Source organism: Halomarina pelagica, assembly GCF_024228315.1.
In the GTDB taxonomy this organism is placed as follows: domain Archaea; phylum Halobacteriota; class Halobacteria; order Halobacteriales; family Haloarculaceae; genus Halomarina; species Halomarina pelagica.
This window is the reverse complement of the sequence record NZ_CP100454.1, coordinates 1149457-1172566: the sequence shown is the minus strand read 5'-3', so window position 1 is coordinate 1172566 and position 23110 is coordinate 1149457. Positions and strand designations below refer to the sequence as shown.

Sequence of the window (23110 nt, the reverse complement as noted above, 5' to 3'; positions counted from 1 at the left end):
CGTCCGCGCCGGCGGCGTTCGTCCGGGGGCCGGTGGAACGGCGGTGCGCGTCTCAGCGGGGCGTACCCGACGAAGAAAGACCTGGATTCGCACCGTTTATACTGCCAGCCCGGATAGCCGCATCCATGGCGAAACAGCAGACCGAGGTTCGCGACCTGCAGGAGGGCAGCTACGTCATGATCGAGGACACGCCCTGCGTCATCAACGCCTACAGCACGGCCAAGCCCGGCAAGCACGGGAGCGCGAAGGCCCGCGTCGAGGGCAAGGGCGTCTTCGACAGCAAGAAGCGCAACTTCACCCAGCCCGTCGACGCCAAGGTGTGGGTGCCCATCATCGATCGCAAGCAGGGGCAGGTGATCAACGTCGACGGGAACGACATGCAGGTGATGGACCTCGAGACCTACGAGACGATCACGATGCGCGTCCCCGACGGCGTCGACCCGTCCTCGAACGACGAGATCGAGTACCTGGAGTACGAAGGCCAGCGCAAGATCGTATAGATGTTCCCCGGGGCGCTCGCCGATCGTGACGACGCCGACTACGTCCTCCTCGGTGCGCCCCTCGACGTCTCCACGTCGTTTCAACCCGGGACCCGGTTCGGTCCCGACCGCGTGCGGACCTTCTCCCGCACGTTCGACGACTTCGACCACCTGACAGCGGCGCACTTCACCGAACTGGGGGTCCACGACGCGGGCGACCTCCACGCCTGGGACGACGCCGCCGAGTACCTCGACTTCCTCGGGGGGACGCTCGCCGACGTGCGCGACGACGGCGCGCTCCCCCTCCTGCTCGGCGGCGAGCACACCGTCTCGATCGCGGGCGTCCGCGCCTGCGCCCCCGCGACGGTCGTCGTCCTCGACGCCCACCTGGACCTGCGCCGCGAGTACGACGGCAACCCGCTCAGCCACTCGACGGTCGTCCGCCACGCGCTCGACGTCGCGGAGCGCGCCGTGATCGTCGGCGCGCGGACCGGCAGCGAGGCCGAGTGGGAGCGCGCCGCGGCGGACGACGTGACGGTCGTCCCCCCGGAGGAGGCTGGCGAGTGGGCCCCGGACGTCGAGGGGCCGGTCTACCTAAGCGTCGACGTCGACGCCGCCGACCCCGCCTACGCGCCGGGGACGGGCACGATGGAACCGTTCGGGCTGACGCCCCGCGAGATGCACCGGATCGTCAGGTCGCTCGCTCCCGACTGCGTCGGTTTCGACGTCGTCGAGGTGAACGACCGCGACGACGGGCAGGCCGCGACGCTCGCCGGAAAGCTCCTCCGCGCGTTCGTGTTCGCGCACGCGGCGGCGGACGCCTAACTCGACGGACGCGCCGCTCGTCGTCCGTCGCGGACCGACCGCGAGGAATCGAATCGACGGAAGCGGGTCGATGCGGGCCGCGCGGTCTACGGTTTGACCCGCCGGACGACCCGCCGTGCCTTGCGCGTGATGCGCCGTTTCGTGCTGCGCGGCAGTCGTCGCCAGACGCGCAGCGCCTTGCTGAACTTGCCCATGCGTACTCTACCTCCTCGGGACTCTCACCTCTCGGTGACAGGTGTCCTTCGATACGGCGGGGGGCTTCTTAGGCGTGGCGACCGATCCGCCGGCATGAAGCTCTCGACGCTCGCCGAGCGCCTCGACGACCGCCTGCGGACCGACGAGTACGCCGACGCGGACGCCAGCGCGAACGGGTTGCAGGTCGGTCCCGACGAGGCCGAGATAGAGCGCGTCGCGTTCGCGGTGGACGCCGCCGAGGCGACCGCCGAGGACGCCGTCGCGGCCGACGCGGACCTGCTCGTCACCCACCACGGGCTGATCTGGGGCGGGCTCGACCGCGTGACGGGCCGCGAGTACCGCCGCCTCGCGCCGCTGATCGAGGAGGACGTGGCGCTCTACGTCTCGCACCTCCCGCTCGACGGTCACCCCGAACTCGGCAACGCGGCGGGCCTCGCGGACCACCTCGGACTCGTGGACCGAGAGCCGTTCGGCGCGCTGGGGCCGGTCACGATCGGCCGGCGCGGGCGGTTCGAGGGGCCGCGCACGGTCGAATCGATCCGCGACTCGCTCGACGCGCTCGAGGGGAGTGCGGGAACACGAGTACTGGACTTCGGTCCCGACGCGGTGGAGTCGGTGGCGATCGTCACCGGGAGCGGCGCGGACTGGCTCGACGAGGCGCGCGAGGCGGGCGCGGACGCGTTCGTGACCGGCGAGGGGAAACAGCAGGTGTACCACGAGGCGCGCGAGGCGGGGGTGACCGTCCTCCTCGCGGGCCACTACGCGACCGAGACGTTCGGCGTGCGAGCGTTGCGGGCGCTGTGTGCGGAGTGGGGCCTGGAGACGACCTACCTCCCGCACCCGACGGGGTTGTAGGTCGAGGTCGCCTCGTTTCCCAGTATTCAAATCGTCGCCCCGCCGAGTGGCGGCAATGAGCGATCACTCCGACTCCGACCGCGAGGAGTTCCGGCACGACCCGCTGGGTCACGCGCGGGTCACCGCGGGCATGTCCGTGGGCGACCTCGTCGAGCAGTACGGCAGGGCGGGCATCGGCGCGGCGACGGTCCACGAGGCGGTGGACGTGACGAGCGAGATGTTCGCCGACGAGGACTGCACCGTCTTCCTCTCGCTCGCGGGCGCGATGGTCCCGACCGGGATGCGGCGGGTCGTCTCCGACCTGCTCCGCGACGGCTACGTGGACGCGCTGGTGACGACCGGCGCGAACCTCACGCACGACGCCGTCGAGGCGATCGGCGGCAAGCACCACCACGGTCGCGCCGGGCCGCACGAGGGAGCGGGCGATCCCGGGATGACCGAACGCGAGTTCGACGAGCGACTCCGCGACGAGGAGGTCGATCGCATCTACAACGTCTACCTCCCCCAGGAGCACTTCGCGTCGTTCGAGTCGCACCTCCGCGAGGAGGTCTTCCCCCCGCTCGCGGAGGAGGGGACCGTGAGCATCGAGCGGCTCTGCCGCGAGCTGGGGCGGGCGAACGCCGAGGTGAACGAGCGCGAGGGGGTCGAGGAGGACGCGGGCGTCGCGGCCGCCGCCTACGAGTCCGACGTGCCGATCTACTGTCCGGCGGTGCAGGACTCCGTGCTGGGGTTGCAGGCGTGGATGTACTCCCAGACCTCCGCCTTCTCGCTCGACGCGCTCCGCGACGTGACGCCCCTGACCGACCTCGCCTACGAGGCCGAGCGCGCGGGCTGTCTCCTCGTCGGCGGGGGCGTCCCGAAGAACTTCACCCTCCAGACGATGCTCGTCACGCCCGGCGCGTACGACTACGCCGTCCAGATCACGATGGACCCCGCCGCGACGGGCGGGCTCTCGGGCGCGACGCTCGACGAGGCGCGCTCGTGGGGCAAACTCGAGAAGGACGCCCGCAACGTCACCGTCCTCGGCGACGCGACGGTCTACCTCCCGCTGCTCGTCGCCGGGGTTCGCGAACGAGTCGAGGGGTAGGCGAGGAGGGGAGAGATGGGCGAAGTGAGGTGAGGCGAAGTGAGGTGAGGCGAAGTGAGGTGAACGGGGCGAGCGCCGTCGACCCGGCGTCGGGTCAGGCCGTCGCGTTCGCGCCGGCGCTCTCGGCCCCGTCGCCCGACGACGCCTCAGCGTTCCTCGGATCGGCCGCCGCGAGGAGCGTCGAGAGCACGTCGAGTTCGCGGTCGAGCGTCGGGTCGTCGAGGGCGTCGCGCTCGGCGGCGAAGTAGTCGCGGAACGCCGCGATGCGCTCCGCGTAGACCGGCGAGACGCGGAGCGCCGTCGATCGCTGTTCCCACTCGCCGAGCGGCCGCTCTCGGCGCTCGATGCCGGATGCGGGCTCCTCGGGGTCGCCGGCCGCGGCCTCGCGCTCGTAGGCCAGCCAGTTGTGCATCAGGTCGACGTAGCGGCCGAGCGCGACGGCCTTCCGGACGCCGGTCGTGTCGTACGTTCCGGGGGCGAGACCGTCGAAGGACACCGTCCGCTCGACCGTCTCGCGCTCGCCGTCGCGCGTCTCGTAGGACGCGGTCAGCGCGAGCGCCGGATCGGCCTCGGGGTCCGTCCGGTTCACCCGCACGAGGACGACCCCGCCCTCCGTCCCGTTCTCGGTCTTGCGCGAGGGAAACAGCGTGTGCACGTGCAACATCTCGCCCGTCGCGGGGTCGGCGTCGGGCGATCCGTAGACCGCCTCGACGTCGTAGGCGTCCGATTCGACCGTCAGCGTGAGGTCGAACACGAGCGGCGTCACCATGTAGTCGAACCCCTCGTCCATCCGTTCGCGGAACGCCGAGGCGGACTCGACGACGTAGTGGTTCGCGCCCGGGACGGCGTTGATGCGCTCGACCAGCCGCGGGTTGAAGTCCACGCCGACGCCGACGAACGTCGAGTAGACCCCCGCGTCGGCCATCGCCTTCAGACGACTGTGGAGCGCCTCGCCGCTCGTTTCACCGAGGTTCGGCATCGCGTCGGTGACGTAGACGACGCGCGTCTCGCGGTCGCCGTCGGTCGCGACGTCCGCGACCATCGCTTCCGCGGCGCGCATCCCGGCCTCGAGGTTCGTCCCGCCGCCGGCGCGAACGTCGCTGACGCGGTCGCGGAGCCCGTCCAGGTTCGTCTCGCCGACGGACCGTAGCTCGTGGACGACGCGCGCGTCGTCGCTGTACGTGACGAGACCGAAGCGGTCGTCCTCGTCGAGGTGCGCCGTGAGCGAGAGCACCGATTCGCGGGCGACGGCGAGCTTCGAGCGCGTCTCGCTGCTCGCCGTCCCGTTGTCGTAGTAGTACTCGGTCATCTCGGCGTCCATGGACCCCGACGTGTCGAGGACGACGACGAGGTTCAGCGGCGGGCGCTCGAACGACTCGATGCCGGAGTTCAATCCGACGGCGAGGTACCGCTCCGTCTCGTTCGAGAGGGGGTCGCGCGACACCGCACGGGCGTAAGACGGACAGAACAGCCGCTCGCACGACTCGCGTCCTCCGGTCTCGAAGTAGTAGTCGTGGAACAGCCCTTCGGCGGTCAGGCTCCCCGGGTGCGGGAGGTAGCCCTCGTGGACGTTGTTCCGGAAGTCGTTGACGTCCTGTGCGCCCCCGACGGCGAGGCCGACGGCGCTACCTCCGGACGCACCGCCGCCGTCGCCGCCGGGTGCGGCACCGGAACACCCAGCGAGAACGAGCAGGACGGCCGTCGCGAGGGGGAGGAGTCGGTCTGACATCGTTCGTGAGAGACGTTGGCACGGCGGTAACTGTTCCGTAGGATGAAACGACCGTTTGAGACACCGACGCAGGGGATCGACGTTCCGCCGACGAGCGCACTGACCGGGACGGCCGGCACCGGTGGGGGTTGCACTTCCCGGGGCAACCCTCATTGCGCTGAGTCCTCGATATCGATGGGGGACGACGCCAATGGACATCGCCGATCTGGTCACGACCGATTTCGTCGAACGGGACGTGAAGACGACCGCATCGAAGCTCCGCGGGGCGTTCGAGCGGGAGGACGTCGACGCCGTCGTCGTCACCAACGGCGGGGCGTTCGAGGGGCTGGTGACGCGGAAGCGACTGCTCGCCTCCCACCACCCGCCGGACGAGACCGCGATGAACCTCGCGACGAGTCCGCCGACCGTCGGGCGGACCGAGGACGTGCGCGAGGTCGCGCGGCTCATGGTCGAAAACGGACTGAAGCTGCTGCCCGTCTTCGAGGGCGAGCGGTTCGACGGCGTCGTGGTCGCCGAGGACCTCCTCCGGGCGGTCCGCGAGAACCTGGACGCGCTCTCCGTCTCGGACGTCTACACGCGCGATCCCGTCACGGTCACGCCCGAGACGACCGTCGGGGAGGTGATCCACACCCTTCGCGAGCACCGGTTCACCCGTGTGCCGGTGATCGAGGACCGGACGCCCGAGGGGATGATCAGCGTCTACGACCTGGTCGAGTTCACCGTCCGGCAGGTGGACCGCGAGCAGGGCGGGAGCGCGGAGGGGTTCGACGCCCACGGCGGCGCGGGCTCCCGCGAGGGCTATCGAACCACCGGCGGTTACGGCGAGCGCTCGGGGTTCGAAGCCCGCCTGCTCGACCTGCCCGCGCGGGACGTGATGACGCCGACCGTCCTGACCGCCACGCCGGGGGAGTCGCTCGCCGACGCCGTCGGCCGCATGCTCGAGAACGGGGTCTCCTCGCTCGTCGTGGTCACCGACGAGGGGTACGCGACCGGCATCGTCACCGAGACGGACGCCCTCCGGTCGCTCACCTGGACCCCCGAGGAACGACTCCCCGTCCAGCTCCGCAACGTCGACCTGCTGGTGACGCTCACGCGCGAGGACATCGCCGAGCGCATCGAGGCGATCGACGACAAGCACGGGGACCTGACCGTCCAGGAGGCGACCGTGAGCTTCCACGAGCACGAGGAGCGCCTCCGCGGCGTCCCGCTGATCCTGACCACCGTCCGCCTGTTCACCGACCGGGGGCGGTTCTCCGGCTCCGCCGAGGCCTACGGCGCGGAGCAGTCCTTCCGCGAGGCGAGCGAGGTGCTCGAGGAGAACGTCCTCGAGGAGAAGGGCCGGGAGCTGGATTCACACACCCGGAAGGACACGCCGGAGAAGCGCGAGGAGATCGAACGCCTGCTCGGCTGGTGGGTGGAGTCGGTCTGACGCTGTGAGGTAACCGATTTACCGCGTCGGCGTCTCCTCTCGACCGGCCGATGACGAGGCGTTCGGGCCGAACCGGGGTAGGCACCCGGTGATGAGGAGCCCTATGAGTGCCGAGGCCGCCCAAATACCCCGTTCTCATCGCCACATTAATAATGAAATAATCTAACATATGCTTCTTTCGATTAAACGTCCAGAAATAGCCCTTCCTCAGCGAAAGTCCTTTTCAGTGCGAGAATATTCTGCCAATAGATGCCTGATGGTAATCTAGTAGGTGGTCCGTATGATTTGCGAGGATGGTGTTGACGCAGCGTATCAATGACAAAGCCAGATTCAACCAAGTAAATCAGAGTGCCGCTAGTGACCACCCCAGACCCTGAATCTTGTTCGAGGACTACGAATGTCCCAAGAGAACAGAGCCATCCTAATCGAGGGTAAGACTAACGCTAAGAACAGTATTATCAGCAGTGTGGTAACGATAGCACCCAAATGATAGGGCTCTCCAGAAAAATTCTCAGGGCTGAGATTGAGAATTCCAGTAGCGATAGTAATTAGAGGACCGATGCTTACAAGGCCCGTAGCCAAAGCAACTGCTCTTGTACGCCCATTCATCTCATATGTGTTTTCTCTCAAATTTTCGCTTTTAGCAATCCGGTCTTTCATCCGAGTGGCACAATCATCGGCTGGTTGACAATCAGATACTGGCAGAATTTCTTCACCATCGGTATAATGTAAGTGGATGTCATCCGAACTTTTTTGACAGCCACAGATTACTACGATGTCTTCCCCCGCCTGAACAGCAGAGTATACGTCAGTAAAATCAAGCACTTGGCCTACACCGCTTGCTTCGCGTTGAGCATCAACCCTCTCGAAATTTTCACTAATAAGATATTTTTCGATATGGTTTCGAATTGCGTTTGCGTTATTGGTTGTCGCCTCTGAGTCAAGACTACAGATATTCTCCGACAGTATCGTGAATGAATCTCGGATTTCCGATAGCAGTGTTTCGTGATCATTGAGTGTTAGAAGCTCGTACCACATGAAGTGGCAATCTCGTTTCCCTACTTGCTCTGACTCTACTAACGAGACTAGAAATTCCTTGCTTGAGATGCTCGGGTCAAAATCAACGATAAGGCTGCTATCTGACACAAAATTAAATTCCAGAACACCAAACTCTCGAGATATCGTTTTGACTTTCCAACCTGTCTTCTGCTCCTCAATAAACGAATCTTCATAGATTTCTAATCTACCGATATGGTCACACCAGTCTTCCACGATCGCCTCTGGAGAAAGCAGATAGATTTCTGCGTGCTCGGAATCTACACAATCACATCGAGTAGAAATTCCTTCACAAGACTGACAAACACTGTACCCGGAGCGTTCAAAGAATCTACGAACTTGAGAATTGGAGCTAGAATCAGACTCACAGCGACTACGAAAATCCTCAATATCACTCTCTGTGAACTCCATATCTATAACTGGATTTCCGCGAGTCACCTCCCCTAAAGTAAGAGATAAGAAATTAGCTTCAAAATCAGATATCATACGTTTCCTCAACGTACCTCAGCATCTCAGTCAACGTATCATACTCATCCGAAGCCGTCATAATATGATAAAGATGGCCTGCAACCTGGTCAAAGTCCGGTCGAAAACCATCTTCCACTAGGGTGGCGTATGCTGCAAAAAAATCACTTATTTTGCCTTTGTAATCTATATTATCGCCGTCAAAGCCCGCTATTTCTGGTAGATCCTCCTGCGTCAAATCAATCTTACAAAGCTCAATACCAATGTTTGCAATAAGAGCCATGCAGACCTCAATTTCACTTTCATCAAAGTCTACAGCCGTAAAGTGATTTTGGACTAGCTTCTTGAACGCACGATTGGTTCTCATCCGTTCTCTTCGCTTAGTTTCTCCAATCCCTAGACTCTTGACCCCTATATAATCCTCCAATAGCTCACTAAATGGTGTCAGTTTGTCCCTATATTGAAGTATGATTGCGAGGTTTCCAAAGATCCGGTCTAGCAACTCATCGGGAGTATTGTTACTCGACCGAAAGTAGCCATCTCGGTAGGCAACAATGTCGACCTCTCTACTAATCGCGTCGTCATCCAATGGCAATTTAATGCTGACGCTCATCCGTAGCACATTGTTGATTTCACAGCGTCGCTCGAACAGCGTGTTTGAGAGCGTCTCGACCGGGTTTCCGAAACAGTTCCCGACGTAGTTGGAACGCTCTGAGATACTGCGTCAACTTGTCTTTCGAGACGCCTCGATGGGGCGAGAGCCACCGTCGCGTCAGCGACGCGTGGCTCTCGCAGGTGTTGACGTGAACTTCCTCATCGGCGTATTCGCCGTCGCCGTGGACGACGTATTCGCGGTCGAATGCGTCGTCGTCTTCGAGCGGTTCGTACGCTCGAAAGCCGTCGGTATAGACCGTGAGCGACTCCTCTTTGCGGTCAGCAAGGAGGAGTCGAATCGTCGATTCGTCGGCGGCTTTCGCTGGAATCACGTACCGCTGTCCGGTCCCGCGATCAGCGATTATGAACACGGGTGGCTTGTCGCCATCGTACGAACCTCGCCCGCGCGTGGACAGGCCACGCGAGCGCGACTCCTGGTCGCGCTCGCGGCCTTTCTTCCCCGCGTTGACGTACACTTCGTCGATTTCAACCGGACCAACGAGATCGAGGGAAGGCGCATCGAGCGCTCTGGCGAAGCGCTCGATGCGCCGGTGCATCGTCTTGTGTGTTACCTCGATTTCGCACTGTAGTTGGCGGAGACTGGTGTTAAACCGGAGAAACGCGTAGATCGAGAACAACCACCGGCGGAGCGCGATCTTCGAGTGAGCAAAGATTGTGCCCGTCTTGTCGTTGAACGTGCGGTCACAATTCTTACAGAGATACCGCTGAAACTCTCTGTAGCTGCCGTTTCTGACCGTTCGGTCAGAACGGCAGCGAGGACAGGTAACACCGTCACGCCAGCGAACCTGCGCCAACAGGTCCGCTGCGACCGATTCCGACCCAAACACATCTAGCGGAATCATTCGTGTCGGGCACCGCTGACGCGGTGCCCTTGTCCTCTTCGACTCCGCAGCGACCGCTCTGCAGTATCAACAATCTCCTACGCAAGAGCGAACCAAAGATATAGAGACGATAAACGACTGCCAAGAGAACTACAGTAAACAGCGTAACGGTGTAGTCAGGCACATCGACGTAGAGTGTGTATGTTACGAGGAGGATGGCGCACGCCAATATTGACAGGTGGAATCCCGGAAATAGTTGGCCAGTGAGATTCGTCGCGACGATACCGAGAGTTACACAGTTGACCAGAGCCGAAACCAATATTTTGTATTTATTGCCCAACATATAATACTACTACCGTTAGTAAAATCATATTGGTTTGATCCCTAATAATAGTTTATCTCTGGAGTGTATATCACTATTCAGCCCCCAACGAGTCTCTGAACCTCCGATCGGATCGGGGTGTAAACGAGAATGCAAATTCCGTAGGAGACGACGCCGAACGATACGACTAATCCGAGGAGGATCGGACCGTTGACTTTGATCACTGCATCGGCGATAGCAACAATGAGAGCCATCACCGACGAGGAGACGATCATCCACCGGATATCATTCACTGGAAGTCTAATAGATATAAATCGGGTAAGGTACCAGATGTTCACCGCAGCACCAAGAAGAGACGACGTCGCCGTCGCGATTGCGGCACCTATGATACCGAATTCAGGGATAAGTGTGAAGTTGAGAATGATATTCGCAACGACAGCGACAGCGCTACCGCGATATCCGAAGCGAGGTTCATCGATGGCAAACAGGGTAGGACTGAGCGTGAGGTGAATAACTCGGAAGATTTTCTCGACTAAAAATATAATCAGGACGAGGTAGCCGGCGCTAAACCGAGGACCGAATATGACGGAGAGTGCGTTACCGCCGACCAAGATCCCCCCCACGAGCGCGGGGATAGCAAAAAGTAACGACGGGACTAGTGCTCGCTCAAGCAACGACTCAATCTGCTGGGTATTATCGGTAGCGTTCCACTGACTGATTTGAGGGAAGATGACAGTTCGAACGGCAGTTTGAAAGATCATGACGAATCCAGCGACTCGCCACGTGACTTCATAAATACCAATGTCCTTCTGTGCTACGAACAACCCGAGGATCGCAACGTCAAGCCATCCGTAGACGTACCCACCAACGGAACCGATCGCCGCGTAACCCCCGAATGATAACAACGAACGGGCCATAGAAACCGTCGGTTTGCTTGGATCAGTGTCCGATCGGACGATGGTCCACGCAATCACGACCGACCAGCTAACGATGAACGACCAGATAATGCCGTAAACGCCGTAGTTGGCTTCGATGAGTATCCATCCAAGTCCGACCCAGACGACTTTCTGGCCGAGAATGATTACTGCCGTGTCACCGACCCGTAGTTCCCCATTAATGACCTTTAACCCGAGGGTGCCAAATTGTTGAACAATGATGCCGCCGACGAGTAGGAGCGCGACGTTCGCACCAATATATTCGTTAATCGACGGTCGGATCGCAATGACTCCTACGGTGATAGGAATCAGTAGCAATGCTTTCAAAAGAATGGCAGTAGATAGCGTCCTCCCGGCGTGCTGTCTCTCCGAGATCCGCTTTTCTACCGCACTCGTTAGTCCGAAATTCGCCAGGAGACCGAGGAGACCAACCGCCGCTTGGAACAGGAAAAACGGGGCAAGTCCAGACGGACCAAGTTCTCGGGCGAATAGTGCGAGGCCTGTAAAGCTGAGCACCGAACTGAGCACGTTCGCCGATAGAACTTTCCCAATAGCGTTTCGGAGATTCATGAGTACGTGCGCCGAGAGATTTCCTCGATCGATGTTGAACTGCGGCCGAGAATAGCCGCTACGAATCGCTCCCGTTCATCCGCCCAATCGATCTTTTTTGCCTGCTGTCTACACGTCTGACGGTAAGACAGGAACTGTTCGTCATCGATCGATGCAAGAGCGTCGAGCTGATCCGCGATCTCTTCTGGATCGGGAGCCACGTAGATGCCGGCATCGCCGGCCAGTCGACGTGTCGCTGGCAGGCCGGTCGCAACCGGTAACGTCTCGGCGGCCAGATACTCGCCGATCTTGATCGGATACGAGTACGTCCAATCGGTTCGTCTAGGAAGAAGAGAGAGACCGACATGAGCCCTGCTCACCGCTTCGATGATAGTTTCGTGGGGTTCCCAGCCGTGGAAAGTTACCACGTCGTTTAGATCGTATTTCACGGCTAATTTACGACTCGCTTCGATCGGTTCCCCATAAATATCGACGTGAACAGGACCCTCTACTAATCGTAGCGCGCGCATGAGCAGGTCTATCCCCTGCTCCGGTTCGGTCTTTCCGACGACAACGCATTGTAGTGGGGGACGCGAGGCTTTTTTTCTCGGGGCGAAGACCTCGACCGGTGCACCGTTAATGCCGTACTCGATTTCTGTTCCAAATGTGTTCGGGGAAGTAGGATGCAAAACGTTATAGCCGATATCCGCTCTGTTGAGGAGATATTTTAAGACGGGCAGACGTAACCGATGAGTAATCGATTCAGGATTCGCCAAGAGGTACTGGGTCGGATCGTCGTAGATGTCAGCCACCCATTTCAGGCCAGACATCCAACCTGAGAGCGCAGGGATATAGTGAAACGTAGTGACGTACACTCCATCAGGACCAAGCCGTCGCTTTGCGACCTTGGCCGCTCGGAGCGGCCGAGAGAGGACTTCGATGGTCCTCGAATCAGGGAACTGACTGTACGGTACGCCTGAAGTTTTTAGTGAAGATAATACATGAACGTGGTCGAACTCGGTTCGAATCGATTCTGGCGGGGAACGCTCTGTTATTAACGTCGTATCGTTTTCGAGAGTTGCGATCGCCATCGCATGTTGGTATCGCGTCGTACTCCACACGTCAGAGATTATCGGTACGTAGTACGCCACAGCAGGATGGCTCATATCGGGTCGAAAGGACCCACAGTAATTAATTCATACCATGCTCGGAGACATATTATAATAGCCCCACGGTGTGACGTTTTACGCTGCGGCACACGACCGAGGCGTACGACACTTGTACCTCCGCCACCCGTGTGCGGACATGGAGTCGGTCACCGGGCCGCCGGCGAAGATGGCGGCGAACCGCGACGAGTTGACGCCGATGATGTCGCAGTACTTCGCGCTCACCGAGGAGTACGCCGACGCGCTCGTTCTGTTTCAGGTCGGTGATTTCTACGAGCTGTTCTGCGACGCCGCGGAGGAGGCCGCCCGCGTCTGCGAGATCACGCTCACCCAGCGCGAGGACTCGACGGGCACCTATCCGATGGCGGGCGTCCCGATCGACAACGTCGCCCCCTACGTCGAGGCGCTGCTCGACGCGGGCTACCGGGTGGCGATCGCGGACCAGATCGAGGACCCCGCGGAGGCGTCGGGCGTCGTCGAGCGGGCGGTGACGCGCATCGTCACGCCCGGCACGGTGCTGGAGGACGAACTCCTCGCAGCGGGCGGGAACACCTACGTCGCCGCGCTGGCGGGCGCGGATACGACCGCGGACGGGGGCGCGAACGACCGCGCGAGCGTCGCGTTCATCGACGTCTCGACCGGCGAGTTCCGCGTGACGAGCGCGTCGCCCGCCGTCGTGCAGGACGAACTCGACCGCTTCGCCCCCGCGGAGGTCATCGCCGCGCCCGACCTCGCGCACGACTTCGAGGTGGACGGAATGCGCACGCCCTTCCGCGAGTCGGCGTTCGAGGTCGAGGCCGCCCGCGACCGCGTCGAGGCGTACGGCGCGAGCGAGGCGCTCCACGACGCGGCGGAGGTGCGCGCGGCGGGGGCGCTGCTCGCCTACGCGGAGTACACCCAGGGCGTCGAGGCGGGCGGGCTGGAGTACGTCACGCGCCTCGCGCGCTACGATCCGCGCGAGGGGATGCGCCTCGACACGACCGCGCTGCGGTCGCTCGAGGTGTTCGAGAACCGCGAGGGGGGCGACGAGCACACCCTGCTGGGCGTCGTCGACGAGACCGCCTGCGCGCTGGGGCGGCGGGAACTCACCCACTGGCTCAGGCGGCCGCTCGTCGACCGCGAGCGGATCGAGGCGCGCCACGACGCCGTCGAGGAACTCGCGGGGCTGTCGCTCGTCCGCGAGGAGGTCCGCGAGTTGCTCAGGGACGTCTACGACGTCGAGCGGCTCATCACGCGCGTCTCCCGCGGGCGGGCGAACGCGCGGGACCTCCGCGCGCTGAAGGACACCCTCGACGCGGTGCCGGAGGTGAGGGCCGCCCTCGCCGACGCCGAGAGCGATCCGCTGGTCGAGCGTCGGGAGGCGCTCGACGAACTCGAGGACGTGCGGGGGCTGATCGGCCGCGCGATCCACCCCGAGCCGCCCGTCGAGATCACCGAGGGGGGCGTCATCCGCGAGGGGTTCGACGAGGACCTGGACGAGTTACGGGCGACGGAACGCGACGGCCGCGAGTGGGTCGCCGACCTGGAGGCCGCAGAGCGCGAGCGCACCGGCATCGACTCGCTGAAGGTCGGCTACAACGAGGTCCACGGCTACTACATCGAGGTGACGAACCCCAACCTCGACCACGTGCCGGACGACTACACGCGCCGGCAGACGCTGAAGAACGCAGAGCGGTTCTACACGCCGGAGCTGAAGCGTCGCGAGGACGAGATCCTGGGCGCGGCCGATCGCGCCGACGCCCGCGAGTACCGCCTGTTCGCCGAGGTGCGCGCGGAGGTGGCCGAGGAGGCCGAGCGCGTCCAGCGCGTCGCCGGCGTGCTCGCGGAACTCGACGTGCTCGCCGCGCTCGCGCACGTGGCCGTCCGGCGGAACTACGTCCGCCCCGAGTTCGGCGCGGCGGGGATCCACGTGGAGGGGGGCCGCCACCCCGTCGTCGAGACGACCGAGGAGGCGTTCGTCCCGAACGACGCCGACCTGCGCGACCGGCGGGTCGCGGTCGTCACCGGCCCGAACATGAGCGGGAAGTCCACCTACATGCGGCAGGTGGCGCTGATCGTCGTGCTCGCGCAGGTGGGGAGCTTCGTCCCCGCCCGGCGGGCGCGCCTCCCCGTGACGGACGCCGTGTTCACCCGCGTCGGCGCGAGCGACGACATCGCGGGCGGCCACTCGACGTTCATGCGCGAGATGGCCGAACTCCGGGAGATCCTCCACCACGCCACCGAGGACTCGCTCGTCCTGCTCGACGAGGTCGGGCGGGGGACGAGCACGGCCGACGGGCGCGCCATCGCGTGGGCGGTGACGGAGTTCGTCCACGACGAGGTCGGCGCGACGACGCTGTTCGCCACCCACTACCACGAGCTGACCCGGATCGCCGCCGACCGCGAGGGCGTGGCGAACCTCCACTTCACCGTCGAGCGCGACGGCGAGGCGGTGACGTTCCTCCACTCGGTCGTCGAGGGGGCGGCGGAGGCCTCCTACGGCGTCGAGGTCGCCCGGCTGGCGGGCGTCCCACCGACGGTCATCGAGCGCTCGCGCGCCCTCCTCGCGGACGGACTGCCGGGCGACGAGGAGCCGGGAGACGGCGGTGGCGAGGACGGGGCGGTCACGCTCGCGGCGTTCGCCGGCGAGGAGGGTCGCGAGGGGGGTGACCCGTCGATCGCCCGCGACGCGGCCGCGGCGCGCAACGGGCGCGCGAGCGCCAACGGCTCCGGGGGCGCGAGCGACGCGGCGGACGGCGACGGGACGAACGGAGACGCGACCGACGAGGGGTCCGAACCGCCACGATCGCAAGGCACATTCGCGCTCGAAGCCGAGGTAGGCGGATTAGACATCGCAGACATGACCCCGCTCGAAGCGCTGACGTACCTGCACGACCTGCAACGGAGGCTCGATGGCGACGATTGAGCGACTCGACGAGGCGACCGTCGCGCGCATCGCCGCCGGCGAGGTGGTGACCCGCCCGGCCAGCGTCGTCGTCGAACTGATCGAGAACGGCCTCGACGCGGGCGCGGGGAGCGTCGAGGTGGCAGTCGAGAACGCCGGACTGGACCTGATCCGCGTCACCGACGACGGGCACGGGATGACCCGCGAGGACGCCGTCCTCGCCGTCGAGCGCCACACGACGAGCAAGATTTCGGGCGTCGAGGACGTCGAGCGCGTGCGGACGCTCGGCTTCCGCGGCGAGGCCCTGCCGAGCATCGCGTCCGTCGCCGACCTCGCGGTGACGACGCGGGCCGAGGGTGAGGGAGCGAGCGGCACGCGCGTCACCGTCGGCGAGGGCGGGACGGGCGTCGAGGCGGCGGGCCACGCCGTCGGGACCACGGTCGAGGTGCGGGACCTCTTCGACCGCGTGCCGGCGCGTCGCGAGTCCCTGGGGACGCCCAAGCGCGAGTTCGCCCGGATCAGCGACGCCGTCTCGCGCTACGCGCTCGCCCACCCGGCCGTCCGCTTCCGGCTCACGCACGACGGCCGGACCGTCCTCTCCGCGCCCGGGACGGGAGAGCGCGTCGACGCGCTGCTCGCCGTCTACGACCGCACCGTGGCGGGACAGAGCACTGAACTCGTCGCCGTCGCGGAGGCGGGCGACGAGGCGAGCGTCGACGGGGCGAGCGTCGACGCGGACGCCCCCGCCGTCCGCGTCGAGGGCGTGGCGTGTTATCCCTCCGTGACGCGCGCCTCCCCCGAGCACGTCTACCTCGCGGTCAACGGCCGGCCGGTCCGCGACGGCGACCTCCGCAACGCCGTCCTCGCCGGCTACGGGAACCTTCTACCGGGGGGCCGCGCGCCCATCGCGGCGGTGAACGTCGAGGTGCCGCCCGGCGGGGTGGACCAGAACGTCCACCCGGCGAAGGCCGAGGTGCGGTTCCGCGATCCCGAGCGCGTCGCCCGGACCCTCGAGCGGGCCGTCCGCGAGGCGCTCTCGACGGCCGACCTCTCGCAAGCGGCGGCGGTGAGCTTCGACACGGAGACGGCGCTCGCCCCCGCAGAATCGCGCTTCGACGAGCTGACCGTCATCGGACAGTTCCGCGGCCTCTACCTGCTCTGTGAGGCGGACGACGACCTGCTCGTGGTCGACCAGCACGCCGCCCACGAACGGGTGAACTACGAGCGACTGCGCGCGGCGGTCGAGGGCGAGGTGCCGACCGCCGCGCTCGACCCACCGGCGACGCTCTCGCTCTCGCCCCGGGAGGCGAGCCTACTCGACGCCCACCGCGAGACGTTCTCCGCCGCGGGCTTCCGCGTCGAGGCGTTCGGCGGCGGCAGCTACCGGGTGACGGGCGTCCCCGCGCCGCTGGGTCGGGTGGCGGATCCCCGCGCGCTGAAGGACACCCTCGACACGCTCCTGACGGGTGAGCGTCCGGACGATCCGCGCGACGCGCTGCTTGCCGACCTCGCCTGTCACCCGTCGTTGAAGGCGGGCGACGCCCTCTCGCGGGACGAGGCGAGGGACCTGCTCGACCGCCTCGGCGAGTGCGATCGACCGTACGCGTGCCCGCACGGTCGGCCGACGGTCCTCAGAATCGAGGAGGGGACGCTGGCGAGGGGGTTCGGCAGGCGGGCGACCAGATTCGGTTGATCGCCGAGGGCAGGCGGGGCAGGGCGGGGTGGGGGGCGAGGCGAGGGGAGCGCGTTCCCCCTCGCCGCCGGGCAGGAAGATATTTGTGCCCGCAACTCAGTTACTCGGCTGGTGAGTAACTAATGAGCATCATCGTGACGGGGGGCGACGGCTACGTCGGCTGGCCGACGGCTCTCCGCATCGCCGACCGGACCGACGAGCGCGTCGTCATCGTGGACAACTTCTCTCGACGCGAGTGGGTCGAGTCGGTCGGTTCGACCAGCGCGACGCCCATCGCGACCATCCGAGACCGCCTCGACGCCGCGCGCGAGGTCCACGACGTTCACAACCTCTCGTTCGTCGAGGGCGACCTGACCGACCGCGGGTTCGTCGACCAACTGTTGCAGGTACACGAGCCGCGAGCGGTCGTCCACACGGCCGCCCAGCCCAGCGCGCCGTACTCGCAGATCAACGGCGAGCGGGCGAACTTCACGCAGCACAACAACATGCAGGCCACGCGAAACCTCGCGTTCGGCCTGCACGAGAACGGCTTCGCGGACACCCACCTCATCGAGACGACGACCACCGGCGTCTACGGCGCGCCCAACTTCCCCATCCCCGAGGGCGGGGCGACCATGGAGAACCAGGGCGACCGCGACGAGGTCCCCTACCCGGCGATGGCGGGGTCGTGGTACCACCTCACGAAGAGCCACGACGCGGCGAACCTGCGGCTCGCCCACAGGCAGTTCGGCCTGCCCATCTCCGACGTGCGGACGGCGATCGTCTACGGCACGGAGACCGAGGAGACGCGCGCCGACGACCGCCTGAAGACGCGCTTCGACTTCGACTACTACTTCGGCGTCGTCGCCCACCGCTTCTGCGCGCAGGCCGTCGCCGGCTACCCGCTCACGGTGTACGGCAAGGGCGAGCAGCGAAAGCCGTTCATCTCGCTCGAGGACACGGTCGAGGGGCTCACGCGGCTGGCGCTCACCGACCACGCCGAGCGCCCGGACGGACACGTCGTCTACAACCAGGTCACCCGCCCCATCAGCATCGTCGGGATGGCCGAGACCATCGCGTCCGTGGGCGACGAGTTCGACCTCGACGTCGAGGTCACGCACGTCGAGAACCCCCGCGACGAGGACGAGACGCACAAGATGGAGATGGAGAACGACCGGTACATGTCCGTCATCGGCGAGCAGCGCCAGACCTTCGAGGGCGGCGTCCGCGACATCCTCGAGACGCTCACGCGCTACTCCGAGACGATCACGTCCCACGAGGACCGCTTCCTCCCCGACGTCCTGGAGGAGTGAGGGATGGACGTCCTCGTCACGGGCGGTCTCGGCTACATCGGTAGCGTGCTCGTCCCCCTGCTGGACCGCGACGAGCGGGTCGACCGGGTCGTGGTGATGGACGACACCTCCACGGGATCCCCGCGCGCGCTGAAGGGCGCGCTCACGGATGGCATCGACTTCCGCCTCGGCGACGTGCGCGAGTACGGCAACGTCGAGAGCGCGATGCGCGGCTGCGACGCCGTCGTCAACCTCGCGGCCATCACGGGCGCGTCGAGCACCCACGACCGCCGCGAGGAGACCTTCGAGACCAACCTGGAGGGGACGGAGAACGTCCTCACCGCGGCGGGAAAGCTCGGCGTCGGGAACGTCGTCGTCGCCTCGTCGTGTAACCTCTACGGGCGCGCGACGAGCAGGGACCTCGACGAGACGGTCGAACCCGATCCGATCAACCCCTACGCGGAGACGAAACACGAGTGCGAGGGGCTGCTGCGCGAGGCCATCGACGAGTTCGGTTTCGACGGCGTCGCCCTGCGGATGGCGACCAACTACGGCGACGCCCCCGGCGTCCGGTTCAACCTCGTGGTGAACACGTTCGTCTTCCGGGCGCTCACGGGTCGGCCACTCACGGTCTACGGCGACGGGTCGAACTGGCGGCCCTTCATCCACGTCCGGGACGCGGCGGCGGCGTACGCCCACGCCGCGCTCGAACCCGACCGCTGGGAGCACCTCGTCTACAACGTCGGCTCGAACGAGGGGAACTACCGGATCAGCGAGATCGCCGAGATCGTCGCCGAGGAGGTCGGTCCGGTGGACGTGACGTACCTCGAGGACGAACACCCCGGCCCGTCCTACCACGTGAACTTCGACCGCATCGCGGAGACGGGCTACGGGACGGAGTGGACGCTCCGCGAGGGCGTCCGCGATCTGGCAAAGGCATTCAAACCCTGACTGTCACTATCTACCCACGATGACATCCCAGAGCGATTCACCGCACGTCGCCGTCACCGGCGCGGCGGGCTACATCGGCAGCCGCGTCGTCTACGAACTATCGCAGGACCACCCCGACTGGGAGGTGACCGCCCTCGACAACTTCTACCTCGGGGAGATTCGGCAGATCGGGGACGTACCCGTGGAGCACGTCGACGTCCGTCACCGCGAGGAACTGGAGGACGCGCTCTCTGGGGCGGACGTCGTCCTGCACCTCGCGGCGCTCAGCGGCGTCGACGACTGCGACGAGCACGCCGACCTCGCCTACGAGGTGAACGTCCTCGGAACCGAGAACGTCGCCTGGTTCTGCCGCAAGACCGGCGCGGCGCTCGGCTTTCCCTTCTCCATGGCGGTCATCGGCGACCCCGACGAGTTCCCGATCACGATCGACCTCCCGCGGGACCCGCTCAACTGGTACGGCCGCACGAAGGTGCTCAACGAGACCGCCATCGAGTGGTACGCCGACGGCGCGTTCCCGGCCCACCAGTTCATGGTCGCGAACCTCTACGGCGAACACGAGATCGACGGCCGGACGGTGTCGAAGGGGACGGTCATCAACTTCTTCGTGAACCGCGCGCTCGCCGGCGAGACGCTGACCGTCTACGAGCCCGGCACGCAGTCGCGCAACTTCGTCCACGTGAAGGACGTGGCGCGGGCGTTCGTCCGCAGCGCGGAGCGCCTGGTCGAGCAGCACGCCGACGGCGAGACGGGCGTCGAGAAGTTCGAGATCGCGACCGACGAGGACCCCGGCGTCGTCGACGTGGCCGAACTCGTCCGGGAGATCGCCCGCGAGGAGCGCGGCCTCGACCCCGACGTGGAACTCGTCGAGAACCCCCGGAGCGGGGAGACGCTCGTCGACTCGTTCGAGGTCGACACCGAGGCCGCCCGCCACGTGCTCGGCTGGGAACCCCAGGAGTCCGTGGAGGCGAGCGTCCGCGACCTCCTGCGGGAGTAGCCGGACGAGGAGCGAGCGACCCGCGGCGACGAGAGCGTCCGGGGCCGCCCGACCGTCGTCCCCGTCTCGGACCAGTCAGTCCCGCGGCGTATCTCGGTTTTGGACGAAACAACCGGCACGACTAAGGGTCGACCGGGACCAACTTTCGTGAGGGGCCACACAACTGCTAGCAACCGGCGCGGCGTCGGCGCGGTCGGTGTACGTGTGGACGCGAGAGTCATGTCCGAAGACGCGAAATTTAGAGCGGTAGTCGAACAGGTGGGGCACGCGGTCGTCGTCTGCGGTTCGGATGGGACCGTCGAGTACGCGAACCCGGCGTTCGAGCGACTCACCGGGTACGAGGCGAGCGAGGTCGTCGGTCACCCCTACCGGGAGGTCGTGCCGGAGGGGGCCGTCGCGTCGGCCGAGGAGGCCCGACGGACGGCGCTCGCGGGCGAACCGTGGCGGGGGGAACTCCCCCTCGAGCGGGCGTCGGGGGAGCCGCGGTTCGTCCACCAGCGCGTCGCCCCGCTTCGGACCGAGGGGGGCGTCACGGGGGTCGTCGTCACGGCGACGGAGTCCACCGGGAGCGAGGAGCGCGAGGCGCGGCTCCGGGAGCGATTCGAGCGACTCGAGCGCACGAAGCGCATCCTCGACGGCGTCAGACCGGTGATCGGCGTCCTCCTCGGCGCGTCGACGCGCGAGGAGGTGTACGAGTCCGTCTGCGACGAACTCGTCGCGACGGACGTCTACGACGTCGCGTGGATCGGCGATTACCACCCGGAGCGCGGCGAGGTGATCCTTCGTTCGCTCTCCGGCGTCGTGGAGGGGGCGGAACTCGGGTCGTTCGTCGTCGATCTCGCGAGTTCGGAGGACGACCCGATAGCGCGCGCCGTCCGAACGAACGACGTACAGGTCGTCACCGATCCCGCGGAGCACCTCGGGTCGACGCCGCTTCCGATCGATCTCGACCGGGACCTCGCGGGCGGCGGCGTCGTCCCGCTCGCTCACGGCGGGACCGTCTACGGCGTGCTCGGGTTGTACACCGCCCGGCCGGCCGCCTTCGAGGAGTACGAGCGGGTCGTCCTGGCCGAGGTCGGTGCCGTGGTCGGCTACGCCTACCACGCCATCGAGAACCGACAGCTGCTCCTCTCAGACACCGTCGTCGAGGTGGAGTTTCGCAGCACGGACACCCGACTGCACGCCGTCGCCGCCAGCGCTGAGTACGGCGGACGGTTCGAGCTACAGAGTCTCGTCCCCGCGCCGGACGGGACGCTGCTCGCGTACGTCGAGGTGCGCGACGTCGACCCGCGGGTCGTCCTCGAGTCGATGGCCGACAGTCCGGACGTACGGGAGTGTCGGGTCATACGCGAGGACGCGACCGACGAGGCGGCGCTCGTCCAGTGCCAGCTGGTCGCCGGGTTCATCGCGCTCACGGTCGCCGAGTACGGCGCGAACGTCCGGTCGATGGTCATCGAGGACGGCGTCATGGACGTCGTCTGCGAGGTCTCCCCCCAGACCGACGTTCGCTCGTTCGTCGAGCACGTCACGACGGCGTCGCCGGACACGGAACTCGTACGCAAGCGCGAACGTCCTCGCACCACACCCGTCCGGGAATCGGAGTCCCGACGGCTCGTCGAGCGGTTGACGGCGCGCCAGCGCGACGCGCTGGAGGCGGCCTACCGCGCGGGCTACTTCGAGTGGTCCAGAGAGAGTACCGCCGAGGAGGTCGCCGCCGCCATGGGCATCACCGCACCCACCTTCCACAAACACCTCCGAAAGGGCCTGAACACCCTGATGACCTCGCTGTTCGAGGAGAACGACCCGGCGTGACCGGCACGAGTCGTTTTCCGAGAGCTAGTTAGACTAGCTTCCCCATTTATTCCTATCCTGGGGCGATGGGCAGATAAGCATGAGTGGGGTGCCCGGGAGTCGATCGGAGGCACGGACGGTCGAGCGAGCGCTGTCGGTCGATGCGATCTTCGAACTGCTCGGCGATCGACGGCGACGGCGCGTTCTGACGTACCTCGATCGCTACGAGCGTCGCGTCGATCTGAACGACCTCGCCGAGTCGCTGACGGACGACCGAAACGGGCCGACCGCCGGGCGGTTCGCCCTCACCCTCCACCACACGCACCTCCCCAAACTCGACGACGCGGGCGTCGTCACCTACGACCCGACCGACCGGATCGTCGAACGCGAACCGGTGGCCGATCGGTTGCGGCCGTACCTGATGCTCGCCCGGGCGGACGACCGCGGAGACGTCGTCACGGGGCAGCGATGACGTCGCCGAAGGACGCCGAGGGCGGTGTCCACGACCTCGGCGACATCTACCCGACGCGCTACTTCGTGATGACGATCCTCCGCGAACACCTCACCCTGGCGCTGGCCGATCTCGCCGACGAAGTGGCCGTCCGCGAGCACGACCGCCCGCTCACCGAGCTGTCGCCGGAGGTCGTCCTCGACCACTACACCGCCCTCTACGACGAGCACGTCCCCGCGCTGGTGGACGTCGGCGTTCTCACCTACGATCAGGAGACCGACACCGTCGCGCTCGACGGACACGGACCGAAGCAGACCGCCCTCGACGAGTCGCACGTCGTCTCGTACGCCCCGGAACGGCCGTCGGAGGAGTGAGAGCCGAGGAGAGTCACCCCGACGGGCGAGCGGGCGAGCGAACCCGACGCGCCACCGGAGGACTGACCCCGACGGGCGACCGGAGAGTCGATCCGGGTCGGTGCGCTCGCCTG

The 23110-nt window shown here is 65.4% G+C and carries 19 protein-coding genes; 13 read left to right on the top strand and 6 right to left on the bottom strand.

Annotated elements, in window-relative coordinates; genetic code table 11:
- The first annotated feature begins 125 nt into the window (after positions 1–125).
- From NKI68_RS06145 to NKI68_RS06130, 4 genes are all read left to right on the top strand, one after another.
- A complete protein-coding gene (locus tag NKI68_RS06145; RefSeq protein WP_254545829.1) occupies positions 126–500 on the top strand; it encodes a translation initiation factor IF-5A in 375 nt (124 codons plus the stop codon).
- Entirely contained in the window at positions 501–1304 is an 804-nt protein-coding gene (speB, locus tag NKI68_RS06140) for an agmatinase (protein WP_254545828.1), read from the top strand. It begins immediately after the preceding gene.
- A 288-nt stretch (positions 1305–1592) separates the two neighbouring features.
- Positions 1593–2354 carry a Nif3-like dinuclear metal center hexameric protein gene (locus tag NKI68_RS06135; RefSeq protein WP_254545827.1) on the top strand — a complete coding sequence of 254 codons (762 nt, stop codon included), beginning with the start codon at positions 1593–1595 and terminating at the stop codon, positions 2352–2354.
- Positions 2355–2409: 55 nt separating this feature from the next.
- On the top strand, positions 2410–3441 hold the full coding sequence (locus tag NKI68_RS06130) for a deoxyhypusine synthase (protein WP_254545826.1): 1032 nt from the start codon (positions 2410–2412) through the stop codon (positions 3439–3441).
- 94 nt (positions 3442–3535) lie between these two features.
- Here the strand turns inward: NKI68_RS06130 and NKI68_RS06125 are convergent, their stop codons facing one another.
- On the bottom strand, positions 3536–5170 hold the full coding sequence (locus NKI68_RS06125; RefSeq protein WP_254545825.1) for a vWA domain-containing protein: 1635 nt from the start codon (positions 5168–5170) through the stop codon (positions 3536–3538).
- A gap of 190 nt (positions 5171–5360) precedes the next feature.
- On the opposite strand from NKI68_RS06125, the gene NKI68_RS06120 reads away from it, so the two are divergent.
- Positions 5361–6599 (top strand): CBS domain-containing protein, encoded by a 1239-nt coding sequence (locus tag NKI68_RS06120; protein WP_254545824.1) that lies wholly within the window; start codon positions 5361–5363, stop codon positions 6597–6599.
- A gap of 354 nt (positions 6600–6953) precedes the next feature.
- Here NKI68_RS06120 and NKI68_RS06115 read toward each other — a convergent pair whose 3' ends face one another.
- From NKI68_RS06115 to NKI68_RS06095, 5 genes are all read right to left on the bottom strand, one after another.
- On the bottom strand, positions 6954–8141 hold the full coding sequence (locus tag NKI68_RS06115) for a hypothetical protein (RefSeq protein WP_254545823.1): 1188 nt from the start codon (positions 8139–8141) through the stop codon (positions 6954–6956).
- Positions 8131–8733 (bottom strand): hypothetical protein, encoded by a 603-nt coding sequence (locus tag NKI68_RS06110; protein ID WP_254545822.1) that lies wholly within the window; start codon positions 8731–8733, stop codon positions 8131–8133. The genes NKI68_RS06115 and NKI68_RS06110 overlap by 11 nt, the downstream gene beginning before the upstream one ends.
- Positions 8734–8752: 19 nt before the next feature.
- Positions 8753–9637 carry an IS1595 family transposase gene (locus tag NKI68_RS06105; protein WP_254545389.1) on the bottom strand — a complete coding sequence of 295 codons (885 nt, stop codon included), beginning with the start codon at positions 9635–9637 and terminating at the stop codon, positions 8753–8755.
- Positions 9638–10036: 399 nt separating this feature from the next.
- Positions 10037–11443 carry an oligosaccharide flippase family protein gene (locus NKI68_RS06100; protein ID WP_254545821.1) on the bottom strand — a complete coding sequence of 469 codons (1407 nt, stop codon included), beginning with the start codon at positions 11441–11443 and terminating at the stop codon, positions 10037–10039.
- Positions 11440–12252: a glycosyltransferase gene (locus tag NKI68_RS06095; protein WP_254545820.1), complete on the bottom strand. Its 813-nt coding sequence runs from the start codon at positions 12250–12252 to the stop codon at positions 11440–11442. The genes NKI68_RS06100 and NKI68_RS06095 overlap by 4 nt, the downstream gene beginning before the upstream one ends.
- Positions 12253–12727: 475 nt before the next feature.
- Here NKI68_RS06095 and mutS point away from each other — a divergent pair, with 475 nt between their 5' ends.
- From mutS to NKI68_RS06055, 8 genes are all read left to right on the top strand, one after another.
- A complete protein-coding gene (mutS, locus tag NKI68_RS06090; protein WP_254545819.1) occupies positions 12728–15493 on the top strand; it encodes a DNA mismatch repair protein MutS in 2766 nt (921 codons plus the stop codon).
- The gene (gene mutL, locus NKI68_RS06085) at positions 15480–17165 is read left to right on the top strand and encodes a DNA mismatch repair endonuclease MutL (RefSeq protein ID WP_254545818.1); all 1686 of its coding nucleotides are present in this window, start codon (positions 15480–15482) and stop codon (positions 17163–17165) included. Before mutS ends, mutL begins: the two co-directional genes overlap by 14 nt.
- A gap of 122 nt (positions 17166–17287) precedes the next feature.
- Positions 17288–18457, top strand: a complete 1170-nt coding sequence (locus NKI68_RS06080; RefSeq protein WP_254545817.1) for an NAD-dependent epimerase/dehydratase family protein — start codon at positions 17288–17290, stop codon at positions 18455–18457.
- 3 nt (positions 18458–18460) lie between these two features.
- Positions 18461–19387 carry an NAD-dependent epimerase/dehydratase family protein gene (locus tag NKI68_RS06075; protein ID WP_254545816.1) on the top strand — a complete coding sequence of 309 codons (927 nt, stop codon included), beginning with the start codon at positions 18461–18463 and terminating at the stop codon, positions 19385–19387.
- 19 nt (positions 19388–19406) lie between these two features.
- Entirely contained in the window at positions 19407–20381 is a 975-nt protein-coding gene (locus NKI68_RS06070; protein WP_254545815.1) for an NAD-dependent epimerase/dehydratase family protein, read from the top strand.
- A 219-nt stretch (positions 20382–20600) separates the two neighbouring features.
- Entirely contained in the window at positions 20601–22193 is a 1593-nt protein-coding gene (locus NKI68_RS06065) for a bacterio-opsin activator domain-containing protein (RefSeq protein ID WP_254545814.1), read from the top strand.
- Between the two features lie 79 nt (positions 22194–22272).
- The gene (locus NKI68_RS06060) at positions 22273–22644 is read left to right on the top strand and encodes a DUF7344 domain-containing protein (RefSeq protein ID WP_254545813.1); all 372 of its coding nucleotides are present in this window, start codon (positions 22273–22275) and stop codon (positions 22642–22644) included.
- Positions 22641–22997 (top strand): DUF7344 domain-containing protein, encoded by a 357-nt coding sequence (locus NKI68_RS06055; protein ID WP_254545812.1) that lies wholly within the window; start codon positions 22641–22643, stop codon positions 22995–22997. Before NKI68_RS06060 ends, NKI68_RS06055 begins: the two co-directional genes overlap by 4 nt.
- Positions 22998–23110 lie beyond the last annotated feature (113 nt).

Coding starts and splice junctions, on each gene's coding strand:
- NKI68_RS06060 (WP_254545813.1), top strand. CDS start 22,273: ATGAGTGGGGTGCCCGGGAGTCGATCGGAGGCACGGACGGTCGAGCGA.
- NKI68_RS06135 (WP_254545827.1), top strand. CDS start 1,593: ATGAAGCTCTCGACGCTCGCCGAGCGCCTCGACGACCGCCTGCGGACC.
- speB (WP_254545828.1), top strand. CDS start 501: ATGTTCCCCGGGGCGCTCGCCGATCGTGACGACGCCGACTACGTCCTC.
- NKI68_RS06110 (WP_254545822.1), bottom strand. CDS start 8,733: ATGAGCGTCAGCATTAAATTGCCATTGGATGACGACGCGATTAGTAGA.
- NKI68_RS06120 (WP_254545824.1), top strand. CDS start 5,361: ATGGACATCGCCGATCTGGTCACGACCGATTTCGTCGAACGGGACGTG.
- NKI68_RS06095 (WP_254545820.1), bottom strand. CDS start 12,252: ATGTCTGGCCTGAAATGGGTGGCTGACATCTACGACGATCCGACCCAG.
- NKI68_RS06075 (WP_254545816.1), top strand. CDS start 18,461: ATGGACGTCCTCGTCACGGGCGGTCTCGGCTACATCGGTAGCGTGCTC.
- mutL (WP_254545818.1), top strand. CDS start 15,480: ATGGCGACGATTGAGCGACTCGACGAGGCGACCGTCGCGCGCATCGCC.
- NKI68_RS06055 (WP_254545812.1), top strand. CDS start 22,641: ATGACGTCGCCGAAGGACGCCGAGGGCGGTGTCCACGACCTCGGCGAC.
- NKI68_RS06130 (WP_254545826.1), top strand. CDS start 2,410: ATGAGCGATCACTCCGACTCCGACCGCGAGGAGTTCCGGCACGACCCG.
- NKI68_RS06115 (WP_254545823.1), bottom strand. CDS start 8,141: ATGATATCTGATTTTGAAGCTAATTTCTTATCTCTTACTTTAGGGGAG.
- NKI68_RS06145 (WP_254545829.1), top strand. CDS start 126: ATGGCGAAACAGCAGACCGAGGTTCGCGACCTGCAGGAGGGCAGCTAC.
- NKI68_RS06065 (WP_254545814.1), top strand. CDS start 20,601: ATGTCCGAAGACGCGAAATTTAGAGCGGTAGTCGAACAGGTGGGGCAC.
- NKI68_RS06125 (WP_254545825.1), bottom strand. CDS start 5,170: ATGTCAGACCGACTCCTCCCCCTCGCGACGGCCGTCCTGCTCGTTCTC.
- NKI68_RS06070 (WP_254545815.1), top strand. CDS start 19,407: ATGACATCCCAGAGCGATTCACCGCACGTCGCCGTCACCGGCGCGGCG.
- NKI68_RS06105 (WP_254545389.1), bottom strand. CDS start 9,637: ATGATTCCGCTAGATGTGTTTGGGTCGGAATCGGTCGCAGCGGACCTG.
- NKI68_RS06080 (WP_254545817.1), top strand. CDS start 17,288: ATGAGCATCATCGTGACGGGGGGCGACGGCTACGTCGGCTGGCCGACG.
- mutS (WP_254545819.1), top strand. CDS start 12,728: ATGGAGTCGGTCACCGGGCCGCCGGCGAAGATGGCGGCGAACCGCGAC.
- NKI68_RS06100 (WP_254545821.1), bottom strand. CDS start 11,443: ATGAATCTCCGAAACGCTATTGGGAAAGTTCTATCGGCGAACGTGCTC.